This window comes from Solwaraspora sp. WMMA2080 (assembly GCF_027497395.1).
GTDB lineage: Bacteria > Actinomycetota > Actinomycetes > Mycobacteriales > Micromonosporaceae > Micromonospora_E.
Genome location: NZ_CP114910.1, coordinates 3,330,804 through 3,343,363, shown reverse-complemented (window position 1 = coordinate 3,343,363; position 12,560 = coordinate 3,330,804). Strand labels below are relative to the sequence as shown.

Below are 12,560 nucleotides of genomic sequence, written 5' to 3'. Positions count from 1 at the left end.
AGCACCTGGCAGCAGCACCGCGAGCATCCGGCAGCCGATTTTCCTACCCCGCCCTCTCCGGCGTCGCCCGCGACCCTGGAACCATTGTGAAGGTATGACCGATTTGTCTAGTGACAGCACCAAGATGGCCGGCGTCGTCGACGTGATCCGCACCAAACGCGACGGCGGCCGGCTCAGCGACGCCCAGATCGACTGGACCATCGCCGCGTACACCCGGGGTGAGATCGCCGACGAGCAGATGTCGGCGCTGGCCATGGCGATCCTGCTACGCGGCATGGACACCGCGGAGATCGCCCGGTGGACCGCCGCCATGATCGCCAGCGGCGAGCGGCTCGACCTGTCCGGCGTACCTCGGCCCACCGTCGACAAGCACTCCACCGGTGGCGTCGGCGACAAGATCACCCTGCCGTTGACCCCGCTGGTCGCCGCCTGCGGCGCCGCCGTACCGCAGCTGTCCGGCCGAGGGCTCGGCCACACCGGCGGCACCCTGGACAAGCTGGAGTCGATCCCCGGCTGGCGGGCGGACCTGACCAACGACCGCTTCGTCGACCAGCTGCGCGACGTCGGCGCGGTCATCTGCGCGGCCGGCGACGGCCTCGCCCCGGCCGACCGCAAGCTGTACGCGTTGCGCGACGTCACCGGCACCGTCGAAGCAATCCCGCTGATCGCCAGCTCGATCATGAGCAAGAAGATCGCCGAAGGCACCGGCGCGCTGGTCCTCGACGTCAAGGTGGGCAGCGGAGCCTTCATGGCGTCGGTCGCCGACGCCCGGCAGCTCGCCCGCACCATGGTCGACCTGGGCGCCGCACACGGCGTCCGCACGGTCGCCCTGCTCACCGACATGTCCACCCCGCTCGGCCGGGCGGTCGGCAACGCCGTCGAGGTGACCGAATCGGTCGAGGTGCTCGCCGGCGGTGGGCCGGCGGACGTCGTGGAGCTCACCCTCGCGCTGGCCCGCGAAATGCTCGACGCCGCCGGCCTGCGCGACGCCGACCCGGCCGCCGCGCTGCGCGACGGTCGGGCGATGGACACCTGGCGGGCGATGATCACCGCACAGGGCGGGAACCCGCACGCCCCGCTACCGGTCGCCGCCGAAACCGAACTGGTCCGCGCCGACCGGGACGGTCACGTCGCCGCAGTCGACGCCCGCGCGATCGGGGTGGCCGCCTGGCGGCTCGGTGCCGGCCGGGCCCGCAAGGAGGATCCGGTCAGCGCCGCCGCCGGGGTGATCCTGCACCGCCGTCCGGGGGAGTCGGTCCGGGCCGGTGATCCCCTCGTCGAGCTGCGCGCCGACGACCCCGACCGGATCGCCGACGTGCTGCCGGCCCTCTCCGGCGGGTTCGGCCCGACGGATCCCGTTCAGCTCACCGACGCGCCACCGGCGACCACCGAGCTGGTCGTCGACCGGATCGCCTGATCCGCCGCGACCGGCGCACCGACACCCCTTGTCGTGGTACCCGTGACACAGAGCGGATATCCTGCCTCGCCGGGGGTCCGTCCAGGAGAGAAGCCGCCGCCGACTAGCAGGGAACGAAGCCTGTGACCGTACTCGCTCCTGACCCCCGGGCCATCCGCGCGGAGAGTCTCGACGAGCTGCGTCGGCTCCGCCTACCGTTGCCTCCGGCCGGCTTCCCGCTGGTCTGGGAGCCGGGTGACGGGGTCGAGCTGCGGCCCACCCCGGAGATCGAGGCCCGCACCGCGATCCTGCATCTGGTGCTGGCCCGCTGCTTCGGGATGCCGCCGCAGGCGGCGATGAGCTGGCTGCTCAACTCGCACCTGGTCGAGCTGGTCACCCCGCCGGAGTGGCAGTTCGTCATCGGGGGGCGTGGCGACCACCGCTCGTTCGTCCTGCACCACGACGCGATCTTCGCGTTGGCCTGGGTGCTGGGGCTGACCCGGCACCTCGACCCGGTCGCGGTCTCCGACGACCGACTGATGGCGTTGCTGCCGAAGCTGGCGGCCGGCGAAACCTTCGCCCAATGGCGTTCCCGGACCCTCGTCGCCCCCCGCGACGCGGCCGAGGCCGCCGTACTGCTCGACTTCTACTACTGCCTGGACTGGGGTTACCTGGAAGCGGAACGGCGGGGCGACCCGTTGCCCGGGGTGGTGGACGCCAACGCCATCGGGCAACGGCGGTGGGCCCTGGAATGGGCGGTCGTCTTCCGGGGCCCGTACCACGACGCGCCGCCCGGCTGGGAAGAGGTTGACCTGTCGACCTGACCGGTCCTCGGTCAGCTGCCCGGCTGGCAGCGGTAGATCGCCAGTTGGACGGCGGCGGAGACGGTGACCGGTTCCGGCAGCGCGGCGATCGCCGAGGCCAGGTCGGCCGGGTCGGTGTGCCGGGCGCTCGGCCCCATCCGTACCAGCGCGGTGACGTCGCGGTGCGACAGGCGCAGCCGGCGGCGCAGGACGTGCAGCGCGACCCGGTCGAAATGGTGCCGTAGCGCCGCGCCGGTACGGTCGTCCTTCGCCGGGTCCACCCGGAGCAACCCGAGGGGGCCGATCACCTCGCCGAGATGGTCGGGCAGCGGGGTGACCACGACCAGCGCGCCGCGCGGGCGCAGGATCCGGGCGAACTCCCCGCCGTTGCGCGGAGCGAACACGTTCAGCACCAGGTCGGCGCAGGCGTCGGCGACGGGCAACGGTCGCCAGGTGTCGCAGCGGACCGCGGCGGCCGACGGATGGGCGCGGGCGGCCCGGCGTACCGCCGCCTTGGACAGGTCCAGGGCGAGTCCGACGGCGCCGGGCAGCGCGTCGAGCACCGCCGCGAGGTAGGCCCCGGTCCCGGCGCCGGCATCAACCACGATCGGCCCGGCCCGGTCGTCCGGAGCCGGCTTGCCCGCGACCCGGTTGTCGGGGGCTCGGTTGTCGAGGGCCGGGCTGCCCACCGCCTCGACCAGCCCCGTGGCGACAACGTCGAAATGTCCGGTTCGAAGGAACTCGTCGCGGGCGGCGACCATCTCGGCGGAGTCGCCGGCGTGCCGTGCCCGGCCGGTCACCAGGTCCACGTAGCCCTGCCGGGCCACGTCGAAGCTGTGTCCAGCCGGGCAGCGCAGCGCCCGCACGGCGCCGTCGGCGTTGCCGTTGGTGCCGCCCGCGCGGGGGACGCCGCCGTCGCGGGCGGCGAGCGGCGCTCGGCAGACCGGGCAGCGCAGGTACGGCAGTACGTCGGTGAGCATCGTAGACATCCTGCCTGGCTGGTGACCGGCACCCGCGCAGGCATCGGCAATACCCGTGTCCCGTGCCGGAGCGCGACGTCGGAACCTACTACCCTCCACCCATGGTGGCTGTTTCGTTGGCGGAGATCGTTCGGGCGCCGAAGGTGTTGCTGCATGACCATCTGGATGGTGGGTTGCGGCCGGCGACGGTGGTGGAGTTGGCGGACGAGGTGGGTCATGTGCTGCCGGTGACGGATCCGTCGGAGTTGGGTCGGTGGTTCGTGTCGGCGGCTGATTCGGGGTCGTTGGAGCGGTATCTGGAGACGTTCGCGCACACGGTGGCGGTGATGCAGACGGAGGCGGGGTTGTTCCGGGTGGCGGCGGAGTGTGCGGTGGATCTGGCGGCGGACGGGGTGGTGTACGCGGAGGTGCGGTTCGCGCCGGAGCAGCATCTGTCGCGGGGGTTGGGGTTGGGTCAGGTGGTGGAGGCGGTGTTGGCGGGGTTCGCGGCGGGGTGTGCGGAGGCGGCGGAGGCGGGTCGGGTGATCCGGGTGGGGACGTTGTTGACGGCGATGCGGCATGCGGCGCGGTCGCAGGAGATCGCGGAGTTGGCGGTGCGGTACCGGGATGTGGGGGTGGTGGGGTTCGACATCGCGGGTGCGGAGGCGGGTTTTCCGCCGACGCGGCATTTGGACGCGTTCGAGTTTTTGCAGCGGGAGAATTTTCATTTCACGATTCATGCGGGTGAGGCGTTCGGGTTGCCGTCGATCTGGCAGGCGATTCAGTGGTGTGGTGCGGATCGGTTGGGGCATGGGGTGCGGATCGTGGATGACATCGAGGTGGGTGGGGGTGGGGTGCGGTTGGGGCGGTTGGCGTCGTATGTGCGGGACAAGCGGATTCCGTTGGAGTTGTGTCCGTCGTCGAATGTGCAGACGGGTGCGGTGGGTTCGATTGGTGAGCATCCGGTGGGGTTGTTGCGTGATCTGCGGTTCCGGGTGACGGTGAACACGGACAACCGGTTGATGAGTGGGACGTCGATGTCGCGGGAGATGTGGTTGTTGGTGGAGGCGTTCGGGTGGGGGTGGTCGGAGTTGCGGTGGTTGACGGTGAACGCGATGAAGAGTGCGTTCATCCCGTTCGACGAGCGGCTGGCGGTCATCGACGACGTCATCAAGCCTGCGTACGCCAAGCTGATCGGCTGACCTGGTAGCCAACCCGCCGGTGGCCCATCGGCCGCCGACAGTGGTCCCCCGTTCGGGCCACCGGTAGCCAACCACCCGGTCGGTGGCTGGTCGCGGAGGGCCATGTCCGGCGGGTCCTATCGGTGGTGGCGGCTCGACGTGGTGGGCGTAAGATGCTCGTCGCGCTCCGAGAGCACAGTTGCCCTCGAAGCCGGCAACACGGACCGAAGTGTTTACTTAACGTGATCAGGCAAGTGCTATTTGTCACAGGTCGGGATAACCATCGCATCACACTCGCAGTGACGAGCCACCTGGGCTTTCTCTTTGCGTGGTGTCGTGATGGAATCTCGGGGGTCCGATCCGCCCGGGTCGGCCGATGGGGTGTCCGGTGCAACGAACCGGCACCGATGAGGAGGGCGGTGACGTGAGCGAGCGGCCGAAGACGGCAGATTCATTCCTGTCGCGTCTCCGCCGGCCGGTTGGCCGGCTCAACGATCTGCCGATCTGGTCCAAGCTCGGTCTGATCATGATCGTGCCGACCCTGGCGACGATCGTGGTCGGTACCAACGGCCTCATCGGGCACCTGGAGACCGCTGGGAACGCGTCTCAGGCACGCACACTTGCCACCTTGGCCGCCGCCTCCGGCGACCTGGCCCACGACCTGCAGAACGAGCGGGCCGCCGCAGTGCTCCTGCTCGGCACCGGCAACGAGCAGCGCCGGCAGGGCTACCTCGATGCGTACAACGCCCTGCACGGCACCGTCGACGAGGCCCGGACGCCGTACTCGCAGCGCCGCGCGGAGCTGACCGACCTGCCGGTGAACTTCCGTAACCTGCTTTCCCGGATCGACCAGAACCTCGCCGACCTGCCCGGGGTACGCAGCCAGGTGGTCAACAGCGCCACCGCCGACGGCACCTACCGTCTCACCGAGGCCGCCCGCGCCTACGAGGTGCTGCTCAGCGACCTGCTCGACATCCGCGACTCGGCCGCCCAGCTGGCCAACGACACCGAGCTGAGCGACCACATGCGGGCCGCCGCTTCGCTGGCCCGCAACAAGGAGTTCCTCTCCCGTGAGCGGATCGTCGTGCTGCGGGCGTTCAGCCAGAACGCGTTGACCCCGTCACTGCGAACCGACTACATCAGTACCCGGGCCGGCCAGGCCCAGTCCCGGCAGAGCTTCGAGGCCGCCGCCGTCCAGGAAGACCTGGAGTTCTACAACCAGACGGTGGCCGGTCCGGCGCTGCGGGAAGCGGACACCTACGGCGGTTTCATCCGGGGCCAGAACGAAGAGTCGATGCGTGACACGCCGTTCGACGCCGACGCCTGGGACGCGGCGCTGACCGGACACGCGGACCTGATCCGCACCGTCGAGCAGAAGATCGACAGCGACGTGGTCAACGAGGCCACCATCCTGCGCGACGACGTACAGCAGCAGTTGTTGATCGAGACGATCCTGCTGCTCGTCGTGCTGCTGCTGGCGATCCTCTTCGCTGCTCTGGTCGCCCAGGCGATGGCGCGTTCGCTGCGTGAACTGCGCCAGGGCGCGCTCGCTGTGGCCCAGCACGGTCTCCCGCATGCTGTTGCCCGACTGCGGGACCCGCAGGTCACCGCGCAGAGCTCGCCGATGCAACTGGCCAACCAGATCGCCGAGCCGCTGCCGGTCCGCAGCAAGGACGAGTTCGGTCAGGTGACCGAAGCGTTCAACGCGGTTCACCTGGAGGCGGTCAAGACCGCCGCCGAACAGGCCGCACTGCGTTCGTCGGTGTCGACGATGTTCGTCAACCTCGCCCGCCGGTCACAGATCCTGGTCGACCGGTTGATCGGCCACCTGGACCGGTTGGAGCGCGGCGAGGAGGACCCGGACCGGCTCGGCGAACTCTTCCAGCTCGATCACCTCGCCACCCGGATGCGGCGCAACGACGAGAACCTGCTGGTTCTCGCCGGCGCGGACTCTACCCGCGTACAGCGTGAGCCGGCGGCACTGAGCGACGTGCTGCGCGCCGCGCAGTCCGAGGTCGAGCACTACACCCGGATCGAATTCGGGATGGTCGACCGGGACATCGAGGTCGCCGCGCACGCCGTCAACGACCTGGTCCACCTGGTCGCCGAGCTGTTCGACAACGCCACGGCCTTCTCGCCGCCGGACTCGCAGGTGATGGTCGAGGCCCGCCGGGTCGGCGACCGTGCCGTGCTCTACGTCGAGGACCGCGGTATCGGCGTCAGCGCCGACCAGCTGCGGGAGCTCAACGACCGGTTGGCCAACCCGCCGATGGTCGACGTGGCAGTGTCCCGGATGATGGGTCTCGTCGTGGTCGCCCGGCTGGCCAAGCGGCACGGTGTCAAGGTCGAGCTGCGCCCAGCCGCCGACCGGGGCACAGTCGCCGACGTCACCCTGCCGACCTCGGTGCTGATTCCGCGGGCCCTCGCCGGCCGCAACGCCGCCCCGGCCGCGTTCGGCTCCGGTGGCGGCCAGGAGATGCCCGCCGTCGCCCGGCCGTCGTTCGCCGCACCCCTTGCGTTGGAGGGCGGCAACGGGCCGTCGGGCGGTGGCTTCGGCGGCCGACCGGCCGAGCCACCGGCACCGGCACCGGCCGGCCCCCCGCCACGACCGTTCGAACCGGCACCGATCAACGGTGGTGGCCCGGCGACCCCGCCGGCCGCCCCGGCCCGCCCGATGCCAGCCTGGTCGGACCTGACCGGAGCGACCAACGGCACGAACGGCGCCAACGGCTCCGACGTGCTGGGAGCCCCGCCGGCCAATGGCCAGCAGCGCACCGGTCCGCTGCCACAGCGCCGATCCAACGATCACTGGACAGTCGACGGCGAGGTGACCGGAGCGGCGCCCACCAGCGGCATCCCGCGTCAGGCCCCCACCTCGCCGGAGACCCACGGCGCGCCGACCGGCCACCAACCGGTCAGTGGGCAGCCGTACGTCCCGCCGGTATCCGCACCCCCGGTCCGGCCGTTCTCGGCCCCGCCGGCGCCACCACCGGCAGCCGCCCCACAGCCCGCCGCGTTCCAGCAGCCGGCCAGCTTCCAACGCCCGACGCAGCCGCCGCCGCACCAGCAACGACCGGCGACACCGCCACCGGCTGCTCCGGCACCCTCGGCCGCGCCGCCGCCCAGCGCGGCACCACCGGCCTGGCCGCCGGTCGCGGCGGAGCAACGGGACACCCCGGCACCGCCGGTCCCGGAGAAGCTCGCTGCGGCGCTGGACATGACCGCCGAACTGCCGAGGGTGTCCCGGTCAGGTCCGGACAACGCGGCGACCGCCCAGCACCCGACGATCACCCCGCCAGCGGCACCCAAGCAGTTCGCCGACGAGACCATGGAACTGCCGATCTTCCGCGAGCTCGAGTCGGCTTGGTTCCGGACCCGGCGCCCCACCGCAGACGAAGCGCGGGCGGCAGCGGGAGCAATGATCAAGCAGTCCGGTGGTGCGGCCTCGGCCGCCACCACCCAGCCGATCGCCAAGGTGGAGGCCTCCCAGCCACCCGCTCCGGCGACGGAATCCGGGACGACCACGGCTGGCAGGCCCGGTTCGTCGTTGCCGCGTCGACCCGAGCCGGTGGCCGCCACCTCGCGGTCGGCTGCGGCCGGTGGCGGCGGTGGCGAGGGTCCGCAGGACAGCTGGCAGACCGCCGCAGACGACGGCTGGCGCGCGGCAAGCGCTGCGGCTGATGTCGAAGTGGCCGAAAAGACCCAGGCGGGCCTGCCCAAGCGGGTCCCGATGGCACAGCTAGTACCAGGTGGCGTAGACAAGGCGTCAGGTTCGGTACAGCGTCGCACACCGGAAGCGGTCCGTGGGCTATTGTCCGCGTACCACCGTGGTGTGCAACGCGGCCGTACTCAGCCCAAGGACGACCACTCGACCAACCCGGGGGCGACCCCGGGAGGGCAGCAATCCTCGCAGGCTGGCAAGGAGCATGAGGGATGACAACTACGCAGGATCTCGGTTGGCTGCTGGCCAACTTCGCCGATCGCGTGCCGGGGGTCGCTCACGCGATTGCGGTCTCAGCGGACGGTCTGCTCCTGGCGGCGTCCCGGGATCTTCCCCGGGACCGTGCGGACCAGCTCGCGGCCATCGCCTCCGGACTGGTCAGCCTCACCCAGGGCGCGGCGCGGTGTTTCGAGGGTGGTGCGGTGCTGCAGACAGTGGTTGAGATGGACAACGGCTTCCTCTTCCTCATGTCGATCTCGGACGGTTCGTCGTTCGCGGTACTGGCCGCCCGAAGCTCTGACGTCGGCCAGGTGGGGTACGAGATGGCTCTGCTGGTGGACCGGGTTGGCGAGGCGCTGACGCCAGCGCCCCGCACGGCCGCCGGAATGCTGGGCTGACCACGCTGACGAGACCGGTGCCGGCGTCGACGACCGGCACCGGTCTAGCAGAGAAGAACTGGACGCTACGAGCTCCGACAGGTGGAGCTGCGGGCAGGACGAGAGGGGGTGACGGCAGATGACCGAGCGCGATGAACCGACCGGTGCTCTGGTCAGGCCGTACGCCGTTACCCGTGGTCGTACCCGGCCGAAGCTGGAAATCGCCCTCGAGGCGCTCGTGGAAACGACGGTGCGCGGCCGGTCCTCAGGCGCTGTGCAAGGCGGCTCGGGCCGGGAGCACCAATACATTGCCGCGCTATGTGACGGCCGGCTGCAGTCGCTCGCTGAGATCGCGGCGCGGATGCAGCTCCCACTCGGAGTAGCCCGGGTCATCATCGCGGACATGGCCTCGGACGGCCTGGTCGCGGTGTACGAGCCGACATCCTTGGACGACACGAACGACGCGGTGGGCACGGAACTGCTGGAGAGGGTGCTGAGTGGACTTCGCAGGCTCTGACATGGCGCACCGCCCCATGGCCGGGCGCGTGACATCGGCGAAGATTGTGATCGCCGGTGGGTTTGGCGTCGGCAAGACGACGCTGGTCGGCTCGGTCTCGGAGATCACGCCGTTGACCACCGAGGCGATCATGACCTCGGCCGGTGTCGGCGTGGACGACACGCGACAGGTGCCGGGAAAGACGACCACCACGGTCGCCATGGACTTCGGACGTATCTCGATCGACCGAGATCTGATCCTCTATCTGTTCGGTACGCCGGGCCAGACTCGATTCTGGTTCATGTGGGACGAACTGGTGCGAGGAGCGATCGGGGCGGTGGTGCTGGTCGACACCCGTCGACTAGCCGACTGCTTCGCGGCGATCGACTTCTTCGAGCATCGGCGGCTGCCCTACCTGGTGGCGATCAACTGCTTCGACGGCATGCAGTACCACGATCCGCAGGACGTGCGTGACGCGCTGGCCATCTCCAGCGACGTCCCTGTCGTCCCGTGTGACGCGCGGAACCGTGAGTCGACGAAGCACGTGCTGATCTCGCTGGTCGAGTACGTGCTGACCATGCGGCGTCAGCGCGCGGTGGCACCGGCCTGACCGCCCCGACCCACCCGGCACGGACTCTCCCGATCTGCGACCCGAACCGGCGGCACCTGACCCAGGTGCCGTCGGTAGGTGTCGTTTGCGGCCGGCCCGCGTGTGGTGCCTGCCGACATCAGCGGGGTGGGAGCGACATCGGCGTGGGCGGCAGTGGCACCTGCGGCAGGACGGGCGTTCCACGACGGGTGTACGGAGCACGGCGGGCACGACTCTCGGGCACCAGGCCCGAGCAGGCCGGCACCAGGCCCGAGCACGCGGGTACCCGTCAGCGGCGGGTGGTGACCCCCGGTCAGGAGTGGTGACCGGCCGGTCGGTACTCGTACTCGCGGCCGTCGCCCTGTCCGCTCTGGTCCCGGCTGAAGTCCCATCCGCCGGCGGCTTCCCGGCCGGGCCGTCCGCCGACGGCGTACCCGCCGATCTCCTGACCTCGACGCCAGCCCCGGAAGTAGCCGTTGGTGTGTTCGGCGATGCTCGCCGCGTCTCGGACGATCCGCAGCGGGCGCTCGTCGCGCAGCGGTGAGCCCGGAACCAGGTTGGCCTGCGGCACCCGCTTCGGTAGCCCGGCGTTGGTTGCGGCACCGATCGACGGCTGCGCGGCCAACTCGGCAGCCCGCCAGCCGTTGTCCGCCTGCGTCGCGAACTCCGCCCCGTCGGTTTCCGGATGCCGGACGAACCAGGCCGACCGTGCCGCCGCGAAGATCAGCAGGTCGCCGTCGCCCTCATCGGGTACGGGCGGGGCGCTCAGCGGCTCTACGGCGGCCCGACGGCCGCGACCGTACTCGGTGGGCTGGGGAGCGTCCACGAGACGCAGCGGTGGAGTCTCCGCCGGGGCGTCGGGCCGGCTGTAGTCGTCGGGCCGGTAGCTGTCGGGCCGTCCGTAGCCGTCGGCTCGGAAGTCGTCCTGTCGGACCTGGTCGGCGACCGGCGGTTCGACCAGACGCAGCATCGGTGGCTCCGGCGGCAGGTCGTCGGCCAGCCACGGTGGCTTGACCCGGCCGCTGTGCCCGTTGGACGCGGCCGGCAGGTGTTCCTCGTGCCCTCCCGGGTAGACCGGATCGGGCTCGTCAGCGCCGTCGGGACCGGGCGGCACCAGCGGCCAGTTGGACCGGGAACCGGGTGGTGACGACGTCGGCGGACCGGGTCGGGGGGCGGGAACGGGCAGGCTGTAATCGGTCGCGGAGAAGCCTCCGGTCGGCGGCTCGGCGAGCGGCGAACCACTGACCGGTGCTGCCGAGGCCGGTGCCCCGGACATCGGTGCCCCGGACATCGGGCTGCCAGAGACCGGGTGCGCCGACACCGGGGTCCCGGAGACCGGCGCCGTACCCGCCGGTGGCGCCGACTGTGGCGAGATGGTCGGGGCGGGGCCGGCCGGACCGGCACCTGCCCGGGTGTTCGGCCGAGGGGTGATCGGGGTCGGCCGGCGCTGTGCCCGCGCGTCGTTGATGGCAGCAGTGGTGAGCGTGGCGCGGAACGGCTCGCCGGCGTCCGCTGGTGCGATGCCGGGACGTTGCGCCGGCATCGGGGTCATCCCGGGCGGTGGCGGGGGAGGGGGAGGGGCGGACACCGGACGGTCGCTGCCCGGTTCGGCGGAACGCCGGGCCACCGGGGCGAGTGGGGTGAGTGGCGTCGGCGCGTTCGGCGGCGGCGCCACCGGGGCCGGTGCCACCGGCGGCGTGGTCATCGGCTGAGGGGAGGTGGGGGTGCCACCGCCTACCGGCTGCGGGCGGGCCCGCCGGCCGCCGGCGGGGGTGCGACTCGGGCCGGCGTCCGGGGCCGGCGGTACCGCGTGCAGCCCGGGTGCCGGCGGCCCGGAGGTCGGGTCGGCCGCCCGGCGCGCTGCGTGCGGCGCGCCGATCGGGGGCGGGGCGACGACCCGGGCGGTCAGGGTGGCGACCAGGGCATCGGCGGCGGCGTCGCAGGCCCGGACGGCGGCGACGGCGTGCCGCACCGTCTCGGCGGTGGCCGAGGTGAGCGCCTTGTTGACAGTGCTGCGGCGGGGCGACTCGACGATCGCCACCCGTAGGGCGGTCACCGCCGCGTCGATGGTCTGCGCGTCGGCCACCCCGTCGGAGGCGAGGTGGGCGGCGACCGCGTCAGCGGCGACGGTGAGCTCGCGGTTGCGTGAGCTGGTGCCGCTGAGCATGCCCGGCTCCGGCAGGGCGTCGAGCACCGCGAGCGCGACCGGCTCGGCCGGGTCGGGGTAGGCCCGCAGCGCGGCCGGGTACAGCTCCCGGAGCACCTCGCGCAGTGCCACGGCGGCGGCCTGCCGGCCGTTGGCCAACGCGGCGTGCGCGGCCAGCACCGGCTTGTACGCGACAAGGTCGCGGGAGACGGGCAGGGCCACCGCGGACATCGCCCCGGCCTGGAGCGACCGGGCCAGCCCGACGGCGCGCCGCTGGGCCGGCGCGGAGGACATCTCGTCCAGCGACTCGTCGTCGGCGAACCGCTCGGCGTAGTCGTCCGCGGCGTCGTCGTCGGCCACCGCGAGTGGGCGACCGGCAGCGGTCAGCAGCGAGGTGACGACGTGGTCGTCACTGTCGGCGGCGATGGCAGCTCCGCTCGCGCCACCCGACCGCTCGATGAGCATGCAGCTCAGCCGGGCGTAGCCAGCCGGGTCGTCGCCGATCTCGCAGACGTCGAGCAGCCGGCCGGCGTCGTCGACTATCGCGGCGGACAGGGCCGGACCGGTCGAAGCCGACCGGGCAGCCCGGTCCGCCGATGCCAGACCGCAGTACACCCGCACGAGCGCCACCGCGCCGTCCTCCTCCCGGACACCCGTCATGCCAAGGACTGAT

9 protein-coding genes are annotated in these 12,560 nt (G+C 71.7%); 7 read left to right on the top strand and 2 right to left on the bottom strand.

Annotation, left to right across the window (positions count from 1 at the left end):
• Nucleotides 1–94: 94 nt before the first annotated feature.
• The gene (locus O7543_RS15145; protein ID WP_348650009.1) at nt 95–1,417 is read left to right on the top strand and encodes a thymidine phosphorylase; all 1,323 of its coding nucleotides are present in this window, start codon (nt 95–97) and stop codon (nt 1,415–1,417) included.
• A 122-nt stretch (nt 1,418–1,539) separates the two neighbouring features.
• Nucleotides 1,540–2,220, top strand: a complete 681-nt coding sequence (locus tag O7543_RS15140; RefSeq protein ID WP_123605494.1) for a DUF4272 domain-containing protein — start codon at nt 1,540–1,542, stop codon at nt 2,218–2,220.
• Nucleotides 2,221–2,231: 11 nt separating this feature from the next.
• On the opposite strand, the gene O7543_RS15135 is transcribed toward O7543_RS15140, so the two are convergent.
• Nucleotides 2,232–3,179 carry a putative RNA methyltransferase gene (locus O7543_RS15135; RefSeq protein WP_281553225.1) on the bottom strand — a complete coding sequence of 316 codons (948 nt, stop codon included), beginning with the start codon at nt 3,177–3,179 and terminating at the stop codon, nt 2,232–2,234.
• Nucleotides 3,180–3,280: 101 nt separating this feature from the next.
• On the opposite strand from O7543_RS15135, the gene O7543_RS15130 reads away from it, so the two are divergent.
• From O7543_RS15130 to O7543_RS15110, 5 genes are all read left to right on the top strand, one after another.
• Nucleotides 3,281–4,360, top strand: coding sequence for an adenosine deaminase (locus O7543_RS15130; protein ID WP_278171353.1), 1,080 nt, complete (start codon nt 3,281–3,283; stop codon nt 4,358–4,360).
• 403 nt (nt 4,361–4,763) lie between these two features.
• A complete protein-coding gene (locus tag O7543_RS15125; protein ID WP_281553226.1) occupies nt 4,764–8,276 on the top strand; it encodes a nitrate- and nitrite sensing domain-containing protein in 3,513 nt (1,170 codons plus the stop codon).
• Nucleotides 8,273–8,677 (top strand): roadblock/LC7 domain-containing protein, encoded by a 405-nt coding sequence (locus tag O7543_RS15120; RefSeq protein WP_278171351.1) that lies wholly within the window; start codon nt 8,273–8,275, stop codon nt 8,675–8,677. Before O7543_RS15125 ends, O7543_RS15120 begins: the two co-directional genes overlap by 4 nt.
• 118 nt (nt 8,678–8,795) lie before the next feature.
• The gene (locus O7543_RS15115; protein WP_281553227.1) at nt 8,796–9,173 is read left to right on the top strand and encodes a DUF742 domain-containing protein; all 378 of its coding nucleotides are present in this window, start codon (nt 8,796–8,798) and stop codon (nt 9,171–9,173) included.
• 1 nt (nt 9,174) lies between these two features.
• On the top strand, nt 9,175–9,762 hold the full coding sequence (locus tag O7543_RS15110; protein ID WP_123605491.1) for an ATP/GTP-binding protein: 588 nt from the start codon (nt 9,175–9,177) through the stop codon (nt 9,760–9,762).
• A 292-nt stretch (nt 9,763–10,054) separates the two neighbouring features.
• Here O7543_RS15110 and O7543_RS15105 read toward each other — a convergent pair whose 3' ends face one another.
• Nucleotides 10,055–12,547: a transposase gene (locus tag O7543_RS15105; RefSeq protein WP_281553228.1), complete on the bottom strand. Its 2,493-nt coding sequence runs from the start codon at nt 12,545–12,547 to the stop codon at nt 10,055–10,057.
• Nucleotides 12,548–12,560 lie beyond the last annotated feature (13 nt).

What these genes read in the sequence shown, in the direction of transcription:
- O7543_RS15145 (WP_348650009.1), top strand. Translation starts at nt 95, where the DNA reads ATGACCGATTTGTCTAGTGACAGCACCAAGATGGCCGGCGTCGTCGAC.
- O7543_RS15135 (WP_281553225.1), bottom strand. Translation starts at nt 3,179, where the DNA reads ATGCTCACCGACGTACTGCCGTACCTGCGCTGCCCGGTCTGCCGAGCG.
- O7543_RS15130 (WP_278171353.1), top strand. Translation starts at nt 3,281, where the DNA reads ATGGTGGCTGTTTCGTTGGCGGAGATCGTTCGGGCGCCGAAGGTGTTG.
- O7543_RS15120 (WP_278171351.1), top strand. Translation starts at nt 8,273, where the DNA reads ATGACAACTACGCAGGATCTCGGTTGGCTGCTGGCCAACTTCGCCGAT.
- O7543_RS15115 (WP_281553227.1), top strand. Translation starts at nt 8,796, where the DNA reads ATGACCGAGCGCGATGAACCGACCGGTGCTCTGGTCAGGCCGTACGCC.
- O7543_RS15110 (WP_123605491.1), top strand. Translation starts at nt 9,175, where the DNA reads ATGGCGCACCGCCCCATGGCCGGGCGCGTGACATCGGCGAAGATTGTG.
- O7543_RS15105 (WP_281553228.1), bottom strand. Translation starts at nt 12,547, where the DNA reads ATGACGGGTGTCCGGGAGGAGGACGGCGCGGTGGCGCTCGTGCGGGTG.